Genomic DNA, 17,519 nt, shown 5'->3' with positions numbered 1-17,519 from the left:
ATCGGTCCCTGTTCTCAGCGTAAGCGCCCGGGCGTTTTCCCGCCCGGCGAGGGTTAAGGGATTCTGCCGACACGAGTTTCTCAGGGGGCGCTTCAGGTGCGCGGCCTTGCGGGAGGCACGCATTAAACAAGGGAACAATGTGCGATGACGGTGATAACCTGGACCGACGACCGTGTCGAACAACTGAAGAAGCTTTGGGAAGCGGGACTTTCCGCAAGTCAGATCGCCGCCGAACTCGGCAACGTGACGCGTAACGCGGTGATCGGCAAAGTGCACCGGTTGGGTCTATCGGGCCGCGCCAAGAGCCCTTCGTCCACGGTGCCGCGGCCGCGCAAGGCCCGTCCGGCCCAGCACATGATGCGGGTGTCCCGCCCTGTCTCCCGGGGAAATACCGCGCTCGCGCAAGCCTTCGAGATTGAACTCGAGCCAGACCCGATTGCCTACGACAATGTCGTGCCTATGAGCCAGCGGCTATCGCTACTCGAACTCAGCGAAGCCACTTGCCATTGGCCGGTTGGCGACCCCTCGAGTCCGGAATTCTTCTTCTGCGGTGGCAAGGCTCTAACCGGCCTGCCCTATTGCGCGCACCACTCGCGTATCGCCTATCAGCCCGCCGCCGACCGTCGCCGCCAAGCGCCGAAAGCGCGGTAATCACAGCGTAACTTCAAATCTCGTCATAGCCAGGCTTGAGCCGGCCATGTCGTTTTGCGTCCAAGCAGATCGTAGATCTGCGGGAAGCCGCGGTTGACGCTTTATAGCGTTTTCGAGTGAAGTCGATGCCGGTTCGCGTGAAGGAAACGCGTCAAAACAACATCTCAACCTTCGTTGAGAATTCAATCAAAAACAAAATGCTCTAGCGCAGCATCACGACGATTATCGACGCTTTTCAGCTATCCCCGCTTACTCAGTCGCGCTCGCGAACTGCTCGTCCAACGCGTAGCCTGCACCACGCACCGTGCGGATCGGATCCGCCTCACCACCCGGACTGAGCAGTTTGCGCAGTCGTCCGATGTGAACGTCGACGGTGCGCTCGTCGATATAGACGTCACGACCCCAGACACTGTTGAGCAATTGCTCGCGGCTGAACACCCGGCCGGGATGCTCGAGAAAAAACTCCAACAGCCGATACTCGGTCGGGCCAAGATCGATCGGACGACCTGAACGCGTAACGCGGTGCCTGTCGCGGTCGAGCTCGAGGTCGCCAAAGATCAGGATCGATGCCAGCCGCGCCGGACTCGCGCGCCGCAGCAGGCTTTTCACCCTCGCCAGGAGCTCCGGCACCGAGAACGGCTTGACCACGTAGTCGTCGGCGCCGGTCGCAAGCCCTCGCACCCGCTCGCTCTCCTCGCCGCGAGCGGTGAGCATGATGATCGGAAGCTGCTTGGTTTCGGGACGCGCCCGCAGCCGGCGGCATAGCTCGATGCCGGACAGGCCCGGCAGCATCCAGTCCAACACCACAAGATCGGGGATGCGCTCTTTCAGCCGCGTATCCGCCTCATCGCCCCGCGTTACCGTTTCGACCTCATAACCTTCGGCTTCAAGATTGTAACGCAGCAGCGTCGTCAACGCTTCCTCGTCTTCCACTACCAGAATGCGTGCACCCATCGTATCTCGCCTGATCCCGTTTCAGTTCTGTGGAGTCGCCGATGCGAAACCAGTCATATCCCCCTTGGGACGCTTGTCGAGAATCTGCTGACCCTCGATCATGTAGAACACCGTCTCGGCAATGTTGGTGGCGTGGTCGCCGATTCTCTCGATGTTCTTGGCGCAGAACATGAGATGAATGCAGAACCCGATGTTCCGCGGATCCTCCATCATGTAAGTCAGGAGCTCGCGGAACAAAGAGGTGCAGATAGCATCCACTTCCTCGTCCCCTTTCCAGACCGCCATCGCCGAAGGCAGATCGTGCGCCGCATAAGCGTCGAGCACCGACTTGACCTGAGACCGCACGAGATCGGTCATATGCTCGAGACCGCGGATCAGTTTCAGCGGGCGGAAATCGCTATCGATCGCAACCACGCGCTTGCCCATGTTCTTGGCGAGATCGCCGATGCGCTCCAGATCGATAGCAACTCGCATGGCACCGACGATCTCGCGCAGATCCACGGCCATCGGTTGTCGCCGAGCGATAGTCAGCATGGCGCGTTCCTCGATCATGCGCTGCAGCTTGTCGATTTCGGCATCGGCGGCCACGACGCGAGCACCCAATGCAACGTCGCGGCGGATCAACGCGTCCAAGGATTCCACGATCTGCCGTTCAGCCAGTCCGCCCATTTCGGACACCAGCCGCGTCAGTTCCTGGAGGTCGTCGTCGAACGCCTTGGCGGTGTGTTCGAAAGCCATATCAAAATTCTCCTCGCGTCTCCGCACGCAGCCTCAGCCGAAACGGCCGGTGATGTAATCCTGGGTGCGGCGATCTAAGGGCGATGTGAACAGCTTGTTGGTCGGACCGAATTCGATCAGCTCGCCGAGATACATGAACGCGGTGTAGTCCGATACGCGCGCCGCCTGCTGCATATTATGGGTAACGATCGCAATCGTGTAGTGCCTTTTCAGCTCATCGATCAGCTCTTCGATTTTGGCCGTTGAGATCGGGTCAAGAGCCGAGCACGGCTCATCGAACAGGATCACCTCGGGCCGCACCGCAACGGTCCGCGCGATGCACAGGCGCTGCTGCTGACCACCGGAGAGGCTGAGTCCGCTCGCATTGAGCTTGTCCTTGACCTCGTTCCACAAGGCGCCGTCCCGCAGTGCCTTTTCCACCCGATCGTCCATTTCCGATTTCGGCAGCCTCTCGTACAAGCGGATACCAAACGCAATGTTGTCATAGATCGTCATCGGAAACGGTGTCGGCTTCTGGAACACCATGCCCACCCGAGCCCGCAGAAGATTAAGATCGAGCTTGGGGTCCAGGATGTTGCTGTTGTCCAGTAACACGCGCCCTTCGACGCGCTGGCCGGGGTACAGGTCGTACATGCGGTTGAAGATGCGAAGCAGGGTCGATTTTCCGCAACCCGAGGGTCCGATGAAGGCCGTCACGCGGTTGCCGGCGATCGACAGGTTGACGTTCTTTAGCGCATGATGCTGGCCGTAATAGAAATTGAGGTTAAGAGCATCGATCTTCACCGGAATGACCGGATCAATCACCGGCGGTGGAGCAGCCGAGCCTGAGGCGGCGACGGAACCGTGGGTCATTTTGCGATCCTCTCAGAGCCCATCAACCTCGCAATGATGTTCAGCACCAATACCGCCAAGGTGATCAACAGCGCGGCGCTCCACGCCAGTTCTTTCCAGTAGACGTAAGGGCTCTGCACGAAGTTGTTGATGGTGACAGGAAGGTTAGCGACCGGGTTGGTCAGGTCCATGCTGAAGAATTGGTTGTTCAGCGCGGTAAATAACAGCGGCGCGGTCTCGCCGGCAACGCGCGCGGTGGCAAGCAGCACGCCGGTGATCAGGCCGGTTCGCGCGGCGCGATAGGCGATGCGCTTGATGACGAGCGAGCGCGGTAAGCCGAGCGCGGAGGCCGCCTCACGCAGCGAGTTCGGTACCAGGCTCAGCATGTCCTCGGTGGTGCGCACCACGATCGGAATGACGATCACAGCGAGCGCAAGTGACCCCGCGAGCGCCGAGAATCCTCCCATCGGGACCACCACCGCGCCGTATACGAACAAACCGATGATGATTGAAGGCGCACTGAGAAGGATGTCGTTGATGAAGCGAATGACCGGCGCGAGGCGATCGTGCTTGCCGTATTCCGCAAGGTAGGTGCCCGCAAACATCCCGATCGGCGCACCTACCCCCACACCTATCACCGTCATGATGATGGAGCCGACGAGAGCGTTCAGCAGACCGCCTTCGGACGCGCCGGGCGGCGGCGTGTTCTGGGTGAAAAGCTGCCAGCTCATCCCGGCGAGACCGTTATAGAACAGCGTGAACAGAATGAGCCCGAGCCAAGAGACACCGAATGCGGCGGCAACAAAGCAGAGGGCGCGGACGATAACGTCTCGACGGCGGCGGGACGCATAGATCGGATTCATGGCTTGACCTGAACAGGCATAATCGCTGGACAAACGAATTCGTTTGTCGGGAAAAATCGGGTTCCGTTCTTCCGTGCCATGCCTATTTCCCTGCCTTCTTCTCCAACCGCAACAGCATCAGCCGCGCTGCGGCGAGCACAAAGAACGTCAGAACGAACAACAGCAGACCGAGCAGCATCAGGCTCGACTGATGCAAGCCGTCGCTCTCCGCGAACTCGCTGGCGATGGCTGCGGAAATCGTCGTGCCGGGCGCGAAGATCGACGACGAGATGCGGAACGAGTTGCCGATAATGAATGTCACCGCCATCGTTTCGCCGAGCGCACGGCCGAGCGCCAGCATGGCGCCGCCAATCACGCCAACGCGCGTATAGGGCAGCACAACGTACCAGACGACTTCCCAGGTGGTGCAGCCGACGCCATAGGCCGCCTCCTTCAGGACGGGTGGCACAGTTGCGAACACGTCACGCGAAATCGCGGTGATGAAAGGCAACACCATGATGGCGAGGATCAGCGAGGCGTTGAACAGGCTCAAATAGGACGGCGGACCGCCGAAGATCGAGCCAAGGACCGGCACACCTTCAAATAGGTCTATGAAGAAGGGCTGCACCGTGTTGGCGAGGATCGGGCCGAGGATGAAGAAGCCCCACATGCCGTAGATGATCGAAGGAATGCCCGCGAGCAGCTCAATCGCCATGCCGATCGGCCGGCGCGCCCACAGCGGGCACAGCTCGGTAAGGAAAACAGCAATTCCGATTCCGACCGGGACAGCGATCATCATGGCGATGACCGAGGTCAGGACGGTGCCGTACACCGGACTCAGCGCGCCCAGCACCGGCGGCTCGGCGGACGGCGCCCAGCGCTGCGTCGTCAGGAACCCGCTTCCATACTCCACAATCGCAGGCCAAGATCCCACGACCAGCGAAATGATAATTCCGCCGAGCAACATCAGAACGAGCATCGCGCTGATGCGCGTGGTCCAGTAGAACGCGCGATCCCCGAACCTGAATGCGTTCAGAGCGCGGGTTCGATCATAGCGGTCCGCCGACTCCACCGCGCTGCCATGAAGGGCTATTTCCGTCACGCCTATTCCTATGTCCTGTATGTCTCGCAAAACATCATGCCCGGGATACGGAGACAGCTTTTTGCACCCGTCAAAACTAGTGGAGGAGCGCTCTGGCGCTCCTCCACTACCCCAAGATCAGCTTTTGATCTCGGAGGTCCAGGTTTTCTTGATTTGCTCGACGACCGAGTCCGGCATCGGAATGTAGTCGAGTTCCTCGGCCATCCTGCCGCCCTTCTCGAACGCCCATTTGAAGAACTTGATAGCTTCAGCGGAGGCCGCCTTGTCGGCCGGCTCATTGTGCATCAGGATGAACGTCGCGGCTGTGATTGGCCAGGAAGTCTCGCCCGGCTGATCCGTCAGGATAACGTAGTATCCCGGCGAGTGAGCCCAATCGGCGCTGGCGGCCGCGGCCTGGAAGGAAGCGATGGTCGGCTGCACCGCCTCGCCGGCCTTGTTGACGAGCGCGACATAAGTCAGCTTGTTCTGCTTGGCATAGGCGTACTCGACATAGCCGATCGAGTTCTTGGTCTGGCCGACATTGCCGGAAACCCCTTCATTGCCTTTGGCACCGACACCCGCCGGCCATTCGACCGCGGTGCCCTCGCCGACCTTAGACTTCCACTCCGCGTTCACCTTGGACAGATAGTTGGTGAAATTGAACGAGGTGCCTGACCCGTCCGAACGATGCACCACCGCGATCGGAGCCGAAGGCAGCTTGACGCCCGGATTGAGTTTCGCGATCATAGGATCGTTCCACTTCGTGACCTTGCCGAGATAGATATCACCGAGCAATTCGCCCGAAAGAACCATTTCACCAGGCTTCACGCCCTCGACATTCACGACGGGTACGATCGCTCCCATCACCATCGGCCACTGCACAAGACCATCCTTCTGGAGCTTGTCGGCCTTCAGCGGCGCGTCGGTCGCGCCGAAGGTCACCGTCTTGGCAAGAATTTGCTTGATGCCGGCGCCCGACCCGATCGACTGATAGTTCAGACCGTTGCCAGTCTCTTTCTTGTAGGCATCAGCCCATTTGGAATAGACCGGAAACGGGAAGGTCGCGCCCGCGCCAGTGACATCGGCTGCCTTCGCCGGAACCGAAAAGGCAGCCGCCGAGGTGGCGACAAGGCCGGCGGCGGCGACGACCCGGAAGAAATTCATGCGTGATCTCCCTCGCATTGAGCAGAGAGCGCGGATGCGCTCACCGCCTCCTTCTAGGTACAGCCGATGTTGCTTTTTACGACAGTTCGACGACAGGGGCATGACACATCCAAGCATCTGAAATTATTTAATTTTCAGCTTCCGTCGCGTTCTGTGCCTGTGGAAAACAAGCGGCAAAGCTCGCGCCATGGCCGGGCACACTCTCGATCAAAAGACGACCGCGATGACGGTTGAGAATATGTTTCACCAAGGACAGGCCGAGGCCTGTGCCGCCTTGAGCCCGGCTGTCGCCGACGTCGACCCGATAGAAGCGTTCGGTAAGGCGCGGCAAATGCTCAGGCGCGATGCCAGGACCAAAATCCCGCACCACCACCCGGAATTCCGGCGCGCCCTCCGGCGAGACGCCGAGCATCGACGACACCATGACCCTGCCGCCGGACGCGCCATATTTCAGCGCGTTCTCGATCAGGTTCTCGAATAGCCGCAGCAGCTCCTCACGATCGCCGCAGATCCGCACCGAGGCCTCGGGCAATGCGACCTCGATCTCGACATGACGCTCCGCCGCCAGCGGCTCAAGTCCGTCGACGACCTCTCGTACGATCGGAACAACATCGACAATCGTCTCTGGACGCACATGCGCCGACAGCTCGACCCGCGACAGCGACAAGAGATCGTCGATCAGCCGTGCCATCCGCGCCGCCTGCGCGTGCATGATGCCAAGAAACCGCTCTCGTGCCCGGGCATCCTCGCGCGCAGGACCTTGCAGCGTGTCGATGAACCCTGAGAGCGCCGCGAGAGGCGTGCGCAACTCGTGGCTCGCATTGGCGACGAAATCGGCGCGCATTTCCTCGACCCGGCGCAACGGCGTCTGATCGTGAAACGTCAAAAGCATGCAATAGTCGACGCCGCCGAATGCAGTTGGCACCGGAATCGGTGTGATGATCAATTCCATCCACCGATCGACCGGAACAGGATTGAGATAGGTCGTCCGCCGCGATTCCCGGGTCGCAATCGCCTCACGCAACGCCGTGACGATCTCAGGCGCCCGCAGTGCGAACTGCGCGAGCTCGCTCCGACGCAACGCCGGTACGAGCTGCGCCGCCGCGACATTGAGATGGATGACGCGGCCGACCCTATCGAGCAGCACGTTGGGATCCGGCATACCGGCAACGATGGCATGTGCCACCTCCGTCTCGACCGGATTGGCCCAGAGTTCGGTTTCGCGCGACGCATCCGGATCCTGAACCTGCCAGGGCACCAGCGCCGCACCGGTGATGCAGACAAAGGCGGCGATGGCGCCCAAAGGCTGCAAGCCGCCGAACACAACCAGTGCGGTCAAAACAAGCCCGGCAACGAGCAGGATGAGCGCGGAGCGGCGCAACCGGTCCGGCCAGGATGCGGTCCTCGCACCGGGCCCTGAGACCCGGGAGGCGTTTGCTTCCGCAGCCGATTGAGTGCTGTCAGGCGCCAGAATCGCCATGCTCCCCCAGATAGGGCAGTTTACTGTCGGGTCCAGCGTTCGATCCGGTCGGCGCCTTACCCACGCGTCTCATTCGCGCGCTGACAAAAACTTCCCGAAACGTTAGCAAGATTATGGAAATGGTGAAGGGCAAAACATAATAGAACAGCCGGAACAACAGCATCCCGGCCAGAAGATCCTTCTTCTCCATCTGCCACAGGCCTATCAGCATGGCAGCGTCGAACACGCCGAGCCCCCCGGGCGAATGACTTGCAAAACCCAGCAACGTCGCGGACACGAAAATCACCGCGACAACGACAAAGCCGACATTGGGCTGGTGGGGAAGCAGCACGTACATCGCGAGTGCGCAAAATCCCAGATCGACGATTCCGATAAAAATTTGCAGCAGCGTCAGCCGACTGCCGGGCAGAACCACCGTCCATGCCCCGCTACCGACGCGACGCGGCCGGACCCCAACCCAAATCACATACCCGATCAGTGCAAGAATGATCGCGATTGCGACCAGCCTATTGAACACTGGCGGAAGCTGATCAATGCTCGTCGCCGCCTCGGGGTGGTAGGCGATACCAAGTCCGAGCACGGCGGCATTGCCGAGCCAGAAGGTGAGACCCGCCAGAAAGCAGACTTTTGCGACATCGACCGCATTCAACCCCCAGGCGGAATAGATGCGATAGCGCACCGCCCCGCCAGTAAACACGCTGGCGCCGACGTTGTGGCCGACCGAATAGCTGGTAAAGGCCGCGAACGCCGTGACGCGGTAGGGGACATGAGTGACCCCGATGGTCCGCACCGCAAACAGGTCATAGAATGTCAGCGTGAAATAGCCCGCGGCAACGAACAGGCCCGCCAACGCGATCGAGCGCCACTCGGTCCGCTTGATGGCCTCCATCACCTCCTCGACATCGATGTCCCGGAGAATATGGAAGAGCACGTAGAAAGCGGCCGCGATAACAGTGACGCTGATCGCCACACCGAGCTTGTGCAGGATTCGTTTCCGGCGCAGAATCGAGATCGCTCTGCGTATTGATCCAAGCATCGAGAACCTCGAAATGCGGTCCACGGCAACGTCGTGCCTTTCCGCATTCATTCACGGGACATGGTCGTAGCGTGTTTTGGTTCCTAGTGGAATTCAGCCGGCGTCAACAAATCCCTTAATTTGAACACATCAGAGTGTCTCGCCAGAGTGTTCCGTCGATCCACCGGACGCCGCCTGACGCGAGACTACCCCATCGCGCAACCACGATCCGACCGCGCAGCCTACAAGATAGACTCCGAGCATCACCAGTCCAAGGTCAAGCCAATAACCGAACCGGCCGGGAACAACGTGCATGAAAGCCACCACAATCAGCGCTAAGACCAGGGCCGATAGCCACCGCGCAGTTGGTTTTGGGACTCCCCGCCCGCGATGCACCACCGCAATCCAACCCATAGCAAGGCCAAGCAGCAACGATACAATGAGCCAAACCCAGTGAAATCCTGCCAGGTAGACCATATCTTTACTGCCTCACAATGAAATCAATGCGTCGATTCTTCGCTTTGCCCTCGTCGGTGTCATTGGTGGCAATTGGTTGAGCGCTGCCGAATCCGATCGGCCTGAATCGACTGGCAGGCAATCCGGCTTTCACCAGAAAGTCCACAACCGCCTGCGCGCGTCGTTCAGACAGTGTCTGGTTAAATGACGCATCACCGTCACTGTCGGTATGCCCCACGATCTCGATTGTGGCCGTCGGGCAACGCAGCGCGGTTTCCGTCAATTGATCGAGCAGGCCAATCGAATCGAGCTCCAACGTCGCCTGACTGGTTTCAAACTGAATGGTGCGCTTCTCCAGAAGTTCACCGAACAGTTGCTGACACACCGTCGGATCGACCGGGGCTGCCGGCGGCTTGACCGAAATTTCCATTTTTGCCTCCCAGCCGCGAGGTAGATCCTTGGGCAAATTAGCGCGGATTTGCCTTTCGGCCGGGTCATATAGCGCGTCGCCGGAGAGATCGACGCTCCGATCAGAGACGACGAGTCTCCCTGTCGACAGACGCGACAAAGATCGCAGCGCCCGCGTGACGACGGTATCGAAGCCTGACGGCGCACCGAGACTTGCCTTAAGCTTATCAATGATTTTCTCGCCGAATTTGCGGCCAGCGGATGCAACGATCGTGGCATGAATCGCATTGTCGGGCACATACCCCGTCAATATCAGCGTCCCGGCGACCGGATCCTTGTTGGCCTCGAAGACATATGGCGGGGCGTGAATATCGTTGGCGACCGAGTATCCGTCAGGCAAATTCTTCAGCGCCGAGGCGATTGCCTCGCGTCCACCCAGTTCACGCGCCATGCCCGATAGATTCACCGTTAAATCCGAAATCGTTGCCTTGCCGGTCTTGAGCTTGCCTGTCTCACCGATCAGTAGTGTCGCTGCGGCTTCAAATCTCGGCGGCGCCCCGCGCTTTAAATCCATGTGATCAGCGATGTCGATGCCGGCAAACGTTGCACGCGCGGCGTCCAGCAGTTTGTTCTTGACCACCGGCAACGGCGCGTTTCCGCCGAGCGTTACCCTTCCGACCTCCCGTTCGATGGTCCAGACAAACGGTTTGGCTTCGGCGACGAGCGCGGTGCGATCGTTGACCCGTCGCACACCCGGGACCGTCTCTACTAAGGCCACCGCGTTGCTGCGTTCCTGCTCCGAAAACGCCTCGGCGGAGAACATAATGTCGCGTCCGGCAGCGCTGATCGTGGTTTTATCGAGAACGCTGTCCTTGAGTACGGCGGCGGCCTGCTCGCTCAGATCGGCTTCTAGCGGACCCGTTGTCGTCCAAGCGGCTAACCCCCAAAGAACGGTGAGCGGGATGACACCCGGCCACCACTTGCTGCTCCATCTGAAAAATCCGCGCATTCAATATCCTGTCGCGCAAAATCTGCCGGCTGCCGACGGACCGGATCATGCAATCCGCTCCAGCTTTTGAAGCGCGCACCGGGTAAAGCCGGACGCGATTCGGTCGGCCGCGCGTGACGAAATGAAGAGAAAACAAACCCTTGCCGGGCTGTCAAACCGAAATGAAATGGAGGCCCCATCAGCGACGGACCGAAGGGATAACCGTTTCTTCAACCGTTTCCGACTAAGATTTGGTCAACAGCAGGGACTGGCCGATCACTTCAAATGAAGCAGCTCCGCAACACCGTCATTCGGGCCGGATTGGATGCCCTGTATTTCAGCGGCGCTCATCACCTGCTGCGGCCGATTTTCGCAGGCGTTGGAACGATCTTCATGCTGCACCATGTGCGGCCGCGCCGAAATGCTCCGTTCCAACCCAATCATCACCTGGAAGTGACTCCGGAGTTTCTGCGCATGGTCCTGGCCCATGTCCGGTCGCGCGGAATCGACATCGTGACCGCGGACGAGATGCATCGCCGGTTGACCCAACGCGACGTCTCGCGACGGTTTGCGTGCTTCACCTTCGACGATGGCTACCGCGATAACCGCGACTTCGCACTGCCCGCAATGCGCGAATATGACGCGCCGTTCACCGTCTATGTCGCGAATGATTTCGCAAGCGGAACCGGTCACCTCTGGTGGGTGGCGCTCGAACGGGTCATTGCCTCCACCGAGCGGATTGACAGCACGATCGGTGGCACCGTCATACGTCTCGATACCCGCACAGTCGAACAAAAGCAGGGAGCGTTCTCTCTCATTCACGATCTGCTGCGTGGGCTGCCGGACGACCGCGATGTCGCGCGCGAACTCGATGGGTTGTGCGTACGCTATAGCGTCGATGAATCCATCATCAGCGCGGAGCTGTGTCTATCCTGGGACGAATTGAAAGCGTTCGCTACCGATCCGCTGGTCACGATCGGCGCTCATACCGTCAGTCACTGCAACCTCGCAAAGCGAAGCGAGGAGCAGGCCCTTCAGGAGATCACCTTCAGCCGGACACAGATCGAAGCTGTCTTGCAGCGTGCGGTCGTCCATCTCGCCTATCCCTACGGCGACCGTAACGCCGCGGGAGCGCGCGAGTTCGCTATGACCAAGGCGGCCGGTTTCAATACTGCGGTCACAACGCGACCGGGCATGATCTTTGGTGAGAATGCGGAGCATCCGACCGCGCTGCCGCGAATTTCCCTCAACGGAAACTATCAGACTGCCCGCGTCCTTCCGGTGCTGACATCGGGCGCGGCGACCGCCCTGTGGAATGGATTCCGTCGCGTTGACGTCACCTGAGGCTCGAGGACGTTGCGCTCAAGCGTGCCTATTGGGTAAGCATCACTTCGTCACACATCATCGCGGTACATTCCGATCCTCCCGACAGAAGCGAAGAGGCAGCATCTGCGTCATTGCGAATGAAGGGTTTCAGTTCGCCGCCGGAACAGCCGCCGGAACGTTCCATGGCCGCGTCGGCGAAGCGAGGCCGATCAGCCTACCCTGGATGTAGTCGCAGCCCCAGTCGCGCAGCATGATGGCGGATTGCTCATCCTGAACCCACTCGGCAACCGTCCTGATATCGAGCCGCCGCGCGAGATCGATCAGCGTCTGCACGAACGCCCGGTCGTCGGAAGAGCGCGCGAGGTTGTGCACGAACGCGCCGTCGATTTTGACGATGTCCACGCCGAGCTTGCGCAAGTTCCGGAACGAGGTGTAGCCGGCTCCGAAATCGTCGATCGCGATGCGACTGCCCAAGTCTTTCAACCGCGTGACGAATCGTTGGACGTCGTCGATATCCTGTATCGCCGCAGTTTCGGTAATCTCCACGGTCAGGCGTTCGGCCACGCCGGGATGCGCCCCCATCAGTGCTTCGATCGCTGTCCACCAATCAACGTCCATGGTGGTCTCCGGCGAGATATTGAGGCTGAGCCGAACGTGGGGCGCTTCCGCGAGCTCGGCGATGACAAGCTCCAGCACGCGATGATCGACCAGACGGATTAGGCCGAGCTTCTCCGCTACCGGCACGACATCAGGCGCGAGCAGGAGCTGACCGTTCTGCTGCTGCATCCGGACCAGGCATTCATAAAACGCCGTTTCGCGCGTGTGCGCGTCGACCACCCGCTCAAAAGCAGTGAGAATGCGGCGCTCGTTCAATGCGGTGACGATCTCGTCGGTAACCCTGATGTTGATTCGACGCTGCGCGTCGCGCTCAATATCGGGTCGCCACACTGCGAGCGAACCGCTACGGCGACTTTTCGCAGCCGTGAGGACTTCCTGGGCGCGATTGATCGCTTCATCAGCGGTCCGAGCATAACGCGGAGCCAGAACGGCGCCGATCGAGGCGGTGACCGAAACGGGGCCGGATTTGGTCATCACGATCTCTTCGCGGATGCCCGCCAGAAGGCGTTCGGCCGCGACACTCACGTCGTCCAAACCGCAGTTCTTCAGGATCACTCCGAACTTGTTGCCAGAGAAGCGGCCAAGAACGTCGCCGCCGCGCAATCGCGCCCGGATGCGCCTGGCGACATCGCCGATCACCTCGTCGGCGACATCGAAGCCGAAAGCATTGTTGATGCGCGCGAGGTGATCGATCCCGACCATCATGAACGCGAACGACGAGCGATAGCGCGAGGCTTCCTCGATCGCTTCGGCGAGAGCCGCCGTCAGATACGTGCGATTAAGCTCGCCGGTCAGGGCATCGTTCCGGGACAGACTGATAAGCCGCTCGTCCCGCGCCCGCCGCTCATTCTCAAGCCGCACGATACCCTCGACACGCACCGCTTTGCCATCGGCGTCGGCGAACCAGCATCCGGACTCCTCAATCCACAGCATCGGCGCGGAGGCACTGGCGCGCAATCCATATTCGATGCGATAGGGCACTCCCTCCCCGCAGCGCTGCCGGGCGGTTGGCGTGGCTGAGAAAATATCGACACGAATCGATCCCGACGGTTCGATCAGGGCTCCATACCCGGTTCCGGTAGCAAGCGAGGGCGGGTCGATGTCCTGAAAGATCGACGCCGCTCCCTCGGTCCAGGTCAGGGAATCGCTTGGAATATCCCAAGTAAACGCGGCCCGACCCAGCGCCGCAAGAATCGCCGGCACCCGGGGTTCTTGAGTCGCTCGGGGCAGGGCCGTAGGCGCGCTGGCGGCTTGTGACGCATCAGCGCCGGACGAGGGATTGCCTGCCGGTGAAATGGCGGATGTCACGATCGCCTCATTTTAGGACGCTGCCAAGTGATTCCCGTCTTAAAGAATAGAGCGTCCTGTCCCGGACACGCTAGGTAAAGTTCATAAAACAACCCTAAAGATCGCCATTTCCAACCCGAATGGGGTTTCCTTCCCAAGGAAGCGGTCCCGGCACAGCTTTTGCGATGGTAGTTGCGAGCACGGGCACAATGTCCCGGAACAACACACAGGCTGCATGAACGATGACGATCGCAGGAACGGGCCGGATATCTGGAATCGCTGCAAATCCCGGACGGGACCGCAGCGGCGCGACAAAGTCTCCGAGCCCAGGGCCGATATCGGCCGTCGCGCCTGTGGAGCGTCGGCTGGTTCGGCGTTCCACGGCGCGCCATGACGCGTTCTTTGTCACGCAACTGATCGCCGCTGCGGAGCATAGTCCACAGACGCGGATGTTCCGCCGCGCGACACCGCAGGTTGCGCAGGCAGCCTATCATTCAACGGGCGAGCGGAATCAAGCGGGCGCGCAGTCTGGTGCGCGGCTACTGCGCGTCATCTGAGCCTCCAGCCTTTCCGTTCTGACGGAATCAGGAGCGGGGCTCCATGATCGGACGCGTTCCCTTCACGCGAACCGATATCCATCCTCGGGTGAAGCCCGAGGACATGCTTCGCTCGAAAACGCCAACGTGGTCGGATTCCAACAGCGAGGGACAATCCAGGGCAACAACCCGTACACCCGTGAGGCGAATCATCACGCGCTAGCGGCGGGACTGATCGGAAGACATCGGCGTTTCGCTGCCCGGCTGGATGCGAGGACCCGGAACGTCCGGATGCCGTTCGGCTCCCGCAGTCTCGCCATGAACGATCGGCGAGGCACTCTCCGGAACCGGCTCGGCAACGACCGCTGGTGCGTCGGCGGGCTCCAGCGACGAAACCGATGGTGCCATGGATGCAGGTGCCGGATCGAAGCGCGGTTCACGCGCTTCGGCCTCTACCGCTCCTTGTGACGGTCCGGCGACCGCACGGGCAGGCCGCCGCGCCCGCAAGACGAAACCAGAGAGGAGATCGACCAGCGCCAGCAGCGTCAGCATGAAGTAGGTCGACGAGCCGAATTGCGGCAGCATCACGAATTCCGCAGCGGCGCCCCCGAACACCACCAGCGACAGCAGATGGTCGGTGAGATACTTGCCACCGGGGCGCACGCCTTTGATAATTTCGAACAGCAACAGGACGATGCCAAGCGCGAGCAGCGTGTCCCCGAGCGTCACCGGCCAAGGCACACCCGACATCAAGGTCAAGGTGAGAACGGGCTCCGTCAAGAGGACGCCCGGCATCAGGAAGACGATGATGTTGCAGATCGCCAGAGGAATCAGGAGCAGAGGGAAACCGATCACGGACATCACCAAGGCCTCCTTCATTCAAGCGGGAGGTTCGAGAACCGCGTGCCGAACTCCCCCGTGCCTGGTGCTCCCTTCATTCCAGCCCCGAGCCTGATCCGGACCGCAAGCCTGATCAGGCCTGGGCTCAGGAGTCGCTCTTGGCCTTCAAAACCTGCCGACCCTTGTACATGCCGGTTTTCAGGTCGAGATGGTGGGGACGGCGCAGTTCGCCGGAATCCTTGTCCTCAGCGTAGGTCGGCTTGCTGAGCGCATCCGCCGAACGGCGCATGCCGCGCCGCGACGGCGATGTCTTTCTTCTTGGAACGGCCATATCCGTGTCCTTACAGGAGGTTGTCGAGTTCCGTCTCGAAACGCCAATGGGCAGGCGCGGCGAGTCCCGAACGCGCGAGTTGAATGCTGATAAGCCCGGCCTTATAGGCCACGATCGCCGTGCCAGCAACTGCGCAGTTCGGATGCCCTGGCCCGGACCATATAGGTCCCGGCCAGCCGGCGAACCCCCGGGCCGGGCCTTCGGGCGCTGCGCCGGACCGGATTAGGCAGGATCGCAGCCAAGAGCGCCGCTTCCCGCGCCGTTAGGCTGGCTGCGGATCGCCCGAAGGCATAGCGGGACCCTGCTTCGACACCGAACTGGCCGCCCGGCCCCCATTCCGCGATATTCAGATAGATTTCGAGAATCCGCTGCTTGGGCAGCACCGCATCGATCCACATCGCCAGCGGAAATTCCAGCGCCTTGCGGACCATGCTGCGTCCGGGCCAGAGAAACAGATTTTTTGCCACTTGCTGAGTGATGGTGGAGCCGCCGCGCCTGAACTCGCCGTCCTCGGCATCGTCGAGCACATCCCGTAGCGAATCCCAATCGATGCCGTGATGGCTGCAGAACTTTGCATCTTCCGACGCGACCACGGAGCGCGGCAGCGCCGAAGGAAGCGCAGAAAAATCGATCCATTGCCGCGACATCGGGGCGCCCGAGAGCGTGCGCCATATCATCAGCGTCGAGATCGGATGGCCGATCCGATACAGCGGCGTCAGCAAATAAGGCAACAGCAGCAGGCCAGTGACGGAGAGCACCACCATACGGATCGCCCGCCGCATCAGGCCGCGACGCCTTCAACCGATCGGCGAACGGGTTCACCTCGTCCGTGATGGAGGAGATTCACAAAATCACCGTTAATCACACCGAAGCCGGCGTAAGAAGGCATTGAAAACTCCTTCTGTCGGATCACCGCGACCAGCAGATTGTCGGTCGGCCGGAATTGACGAAGCCGATACCATGAAGGATTGTCCCGCAAAAATCGACCTCGCCAAACCTTTGCAGTCTCGGTGCCTTTTCTGTTCTTTGGAGCCATTTTGATGACGTCAGAACTTTCATCCGCTGATTTTACAAAGCGCCTTGACACAACGGCGGACGAGACCGAGGCCCTGTTGGAAAAATTGCTATCCGACAGCCCTCTGCCCGACGAGATCGCGCGCCCGAAACGGCTGATGGACGCCATGCGTTATTCCTCGCTCGGCGGCGGTAAGCGGCTGCGGCCGTTTCTCGTGGTCGAAAGTTCGGCTGTATTCGGCGTTCCGCGCGACGCCGCGCTGCTGGCCGGCGCAGCGCTCGAATGCATTCATTGTTATTCGCTGATTCATGACGACCTGCCGGCGATGGACAACAGCGACCTGCGCCGGGGGCGGCCAACTCTACATAAGACCACCGACGATGCCACGGCAATCCTCGCCGGGGACGGTCTGCTGACGCTTGCCTTCGACATCATCACCCGCGACGAGGTCCATAAAGATCCAGCCGTTCGCCTGTTGCTGACGCGCGCACTGGCGCGCGCTGCCGGCATTGGCGGCATGGTCGGTGGGCAGCTGCTCGATCTCGCCGGTGAAGGCCGCTTCGGCGACCGCGAGCCGGTCGACGTGGCGCGCGTGCAGCAGATGAAAACGGGCGCACTGCTCCGCTTCGGCTGCATCGCCGGCGCGCTGCTCGGCCAGGCCTCGCAAAAAGATTATCAGGCACTCGACGCTTACGGTCGCGCGCTGGGCGAAGCCTTCCAGATCGCCGACGACCTTCTCGACGTCGAAAGCGACGCGGCGGCGCTCGGCAAGCCGGCTGGCGCCGACGCTGCGCTCGGCAAGACCACATTCGTCACCCAACTGGGCATCGACGGCGCCAAGAATCGCGTTCGGGACCTTCTGGCGAAGGCGGATGAGGCTTTGTCGGTGTTCGGTCCACGCGGCGACGTGCTGCGCGCTGCCGCGCACTTTGTCGCCGATCGCAAGAGCTGAAGCCGC

The 17,519-nt window shown here is 60.8% G+C and carries 18 protein-coding genes; 4 read left to right on the top strand and 14 right to left on the bottom strand.

Annotated elements, in window-relative coordinates:
• The first annotated feature begins 144 nt into the window (after positions 1-144).
• On the top strand, positions 145-651 hold the full coding sequence (locus tag ACM561_RS03020) for a GcrA family cell cycle regulator (RefSeq protein WP_079445663.1): 507 nt from the start codon (positions 145-147) through the stop codon (positions 649-651).
• A gap of 249 nt (positions 652-900) precedes the next feature.
• Here ACM561_RS03020 and phoB read toward each other — a convergent pair whose 3' ends face one another.
• The 10 genes from phoB to ACM561_RS02970 all read right to left on the bottom strand — a co-directional run bounded on the left by phoB (position 901) and on the right by ACM561_RS02970 (position 10,629).
• On the bottom strand, positions 901-1,605 hold the full coding sequence (gene phoB, locus ACM561_RS03015) for a phosphate regulon transcriptional regulator PhoB (RefSeq protein WP_425907933.1): 705 nt from the start codon (positions 1,603-1,605) through the stop codon (positions 901-903).
• A gap of 21 nt (positions 1,606-1,626) precedes the next feature.
• Positions 1,627-2,343 (bottom strand): phosphate signaling complex protein PhoU, encoded by a 717-nt coding sequence (gene phoU, locus ACM561_RS03010; RefSeq protein ID WP_079445661.1) that lies wholly within the window; start codon positions 2,341-2,343, stop codon positions 1,627-1,629.
• A gap of 33 nt (positions 2,344-2,376) precedes the next feature.
• On the bottom strand, positions 2,377-3,195 hold the full coding sequence (pstB, locus tag ACM561_RS03005) for a phosphate ABC transporter ATP-binding protein PstB (protein ID WP_425907931.1): 819 nt from the start codon (positions 3,193-3,195) through the stop codon (positions 2,377-2,379).
• Entirely contained in the window at positions 3,192-4,037 is an 846-nt protein-coding gene (pstA, locus tag ACM561_RS03000; protein WP_425907929.1) for a phosphate ABC transporter permease PstA, read from the bottom strand. The genes pstB and pstA overlap by 4 nt, the downstream gene beginning before the upstream one ends.
• An 82-nt stretch (positions 4,038-4,119) precedes the next feature.
• On the bottom strand, positions 4,120-5,109 hold the full coding sequence (gene pstC / locus ACM561_RS02995; protein WP_425909622.1) for a phosphate ABC transporter permease subunit PstC: 990 nt from the start codon (positions 5,107-5,109) through the stop codon (positions 4,120-4,122).
• Between the two features lie 126 nt (positions 5,110-5,235).
• A complete protein-coding gene (pstS, locus tag ACM561_RS02990) occupies positions 5,236-6,261 on the bottom strand; it encodes a phosphate ABC transporter substrate-binding protein PstS (RefSeq protein WP_425907927.1) in 1,026 nt (341 codons plus the stop codon).
• Positions 6,262-6,388: 127 nt separating this feature from the next.
• Positions 6,389-7,741, bottom strand: a complete 1,353-nt coding sequence (locus ACM561_RS02985; protein WP_425907926.1) for an ATP-binding protein — start codon at positions 7,739-7,741, stop codon at positions 6,389-6,391.
• On the bottom strand, positions 7,722-8,777 hold the full coding sequence (locus ACM561_RS02980) for a UPF0104 family protein (RefSeq protein WP_425907924.1): 1,056 nt from the start codon (positions 8,775-8,777) through the stop codon (positions 7,722-7,724). The genes ACM561_RS02985 and ACM561_RS02980 overlap by 20 nt, the downstream gene beginning before the upstream one ends.
• Positions 8,778-8,906: 129 nt before the next feature.
• Positions 8,907-9,233 carry a hypothetical protein gene (locus ACM561_RS02975; RefSeq protein ID WP_425907922.1) on the bottom strand — a complete coding sequence of 109 codons (327 nt, stop codon included), beginning with the start codon at positions 9,231-9,233 and terminating at the stop codon, positions 8,907-8,909.
• Positions 9,234-9,237: 4 nt separating this feature from the next.
• Positions 9,238-10,629, bottom strand: a complete 1,392-nt coding sequence (locus tag ACM561_RS02970) for an OmpA family protein (protein ID WP_425907920.1) — start codon at positions 10,627-10,629, stop codon at positions 9,238-9,240.
• Positions 10,630-10,893: 264 nt separating this feature from the next.
• Between ACM561_RS02970 and ACM561_RS02965 the strand changes: the two genes are divergently transcribed.
• The gene (locus ACM561_RS02965) at positions 10,894-11,952 is read left to right on the top strand and encodes a polysaccharide deacetylase family protein (RefSeq protein WP_425907918.1); all 1,059 of its coding nucleotides are present in this window, start codon (positions 10,894-10,896) and stop codon (positions 11,950-11,952) included.
• 129 nt (positions 11,953-12,081) lie between these two features.
• Here the strand turns inward: ACM561_RS02965 and ACM561_RS02960 are convergent, their stop codons facing one another.
• Positions 12,082-13,860: an EAL domain-containing protein gene (locus ACM561_RS02960; RefSeq protein WP_425907916.1), complete on the bottom strand. Its 1,779-nt coding sequence runs from the start codon at positions 13,858-13,860 to the stop codon at positions 12,082-12,084.
• Between the two features lie 221 nt (positions 13,861-14,081).
• On the opposite strand from ACM561_RS02960, the gene ACM561_RS02955 reads away from it, so the two are divergent.
• A complete protein-coding gene (locus ACM561_RS02955; RefSeq protein WP_425907914.1) occupies positions 14,082-14,396 on the top strand; it encodes a hypothetical protein in 315 nt (104 codons plus the stop codon).
• Between the two features lie 198 nt (positions 14,397-14,594).
• Here the strand turns inward: ACM561_RS02955 and ACM561_RS02950 are convergent, their stop codons facing one another.
• From ACM561_RS02950 to mtgA, 3 genes are all read right to left on the bottom strand, one after another.
• Positions 14,595-15,236 (bottom strand): hypothetical protein, encoded by a 642-nt coding sequence (locus ACM561_RS02950; RefSeq protein ID WP_425907913.1) that lies wholly within the window; start codon positions 15,234-15,236, stop codon positions 14,595-14,597.
• A 124-nt stretch (positions 15,237-15,360) separates the two neighbouring features.
• Positions 15,361-15,546, bottom strand: a complete 186-nt coding sequence (gene rpmF, locus ACM561_RS02945; protein ID WP_009798498.1) for a 50S ribosomal protein L32 — start codon at positions 15,544-15,546, stop codon at positions 15,361-15,363.
• A gap of 101 nt (positions 15,547-15,647) precedes the next feature.
• Entirely contained in the window at positions 15,648-16,328 is a 681-nt protein-coding gene (gene mtgA, locus ACM561_RS02940) for a monofunctional biosynthetic peptidoglycan transglycosylase (protein WP_425907911.1), read from the bottom strand.
• 258 nt (positions 16,329-16,586) lie between these two features.
• Between mtgA and ACM561_RS02935 the strand changes: the two genes are divergently transcribed.
• Complete coding sequence (locus ACM561_RS02935) at positions 16,587-17,513, top strand: polyprenyl synthetase family protein (RefSeq protein WP_425907910.1); 927 nt, start codon at positions 16,587-16,589, stop codon at positions 17,511-17,513.
• The last annotated feature ends 6 nt before the right edge of the window (positions 17,514-17,519 follow it).

It is taken from the genome of Nitrobacter sp. TKz-YC02, from assembly GCF_049852135.1.
Lineage (GTDB): Bacteria > Pseudomonadota > Alphaproteobacteria > Rhizobiales > Xanthobacteraceae > Nitrobacter > Nitrobacter vulgaris.
This window is presented reverse-complemented; position numbering and strand designations above follow the sequence as displayed.

Bases quoted from the DNA above. Each gene is read 5' to 3' on its own strand.
- ACM561_RS03020 (WP_079445663.1), top strand. From the start codon at position 145: ATGACGGTGATAACCTGGACCGACGACCGTGTCGAACAACTGAAGAAG.
- phoB (WP_425907933.1), bottom strand. From the start codon at position 1,605: ATGGGTGCACGCATTCTGGTAGTGGAAGACGAGGAAGCGTTGACGACG.
- phoU (WP_079445661.1), bottom strand. From the start codon at position 2,343: ATGGCTTTCGAACACACCGCCAAGGCGTTCGACGACGACCTCCAGGAA.
- pstB (WP_425907931.1), bottom strand. From the start codon at position 3,195: ATGACCCACGGTTCCGTCGCCGCCTCAGGCTCGGCTGCTCCACCGCCG.
- pstA (WP_425907929.1), bottom strand. From the start codon at position 4,037: ATGAATCCGATCTATGCGTCCCGCCGCCGTCGAGACGTTATCGTCCGC.
- pstS (WP_425907927.1), bottom strand. From the start codon at position 6,261: ATGAATTTCTTCCGGGTCGTCGCCGCCGCCGGCCTTGTCGCCACCTCG.
- ACM561_RS02985 (WP_425907926.1), bottom strand. From the start codon at position 7,741: ATGGCGATTCTGGCGCCTGACAGCACTCAATCGGCTGCGGAAGCAAAC.
- ACM561_RS02980 (WP_425907924.1), bottom strand. From the start codon at position 8,777: ATGCTTGGATCAATACGCAGAGCGATCTCGATTCTGCGCCGGAAACGA.
- ACM561_RS02975 (WP_425907922.1), bottom strand. From the start codon at position 9,233: ATGGTCTACCTGGCAGGATTTCACTGGGTTTGGCTCATTGTATCGTTG.
- ACM561_RS02970 (WP_425907920.1), bottom strand. From the start codon at position 10,629: ATGCGCGGATTTTTCAGATGGAGCAGCAAGTGGTGGCCGGGTGTCATC.
- ACM561_RS02965 (WP_425907918.1), top strand. From the start codon at position 10,894: ATGAAGCAGCTCCGCAACACCGTCATTCGGGCCGGATTGGATGCCCTG.
- ACM561_RS02955 (WP_425907914.1), top strand. From the start codon at position 14,082: ATGACGATCGCAGGAACGGGCCGGATATCTGGAATCGCTGCAAATCCC.
- ACM561_RS02950 (WP_425907913.1), bottom strand. From the start codon at position 15,236: ATGTCCGTGATCGGTTTCCCTCTGCTCCTGATTCCTCTGGCGATCTGC.
- rpmF (WP_009798498.1), bottom strand. From the start codon at position 15,546: ATGGCCGTTCCAAGAAGAAAGACATCGCCGTCGCGGCGCGGCATGCGC.
- mtgA (WP_425907911.1), bottom strand. From the start codon at position 16,328: ATGCGGCGGGCGATCCGTATGGTGGTGCTCTCCGTCACTGGCCTGCTG.
- ACM561_RS02935 (WP_425907910.1), top strand. From the start codon at position 16,587: ATGACGTCAGAACTTTCATCCGCTGATTTTACAAAGCGCCTTGACACA.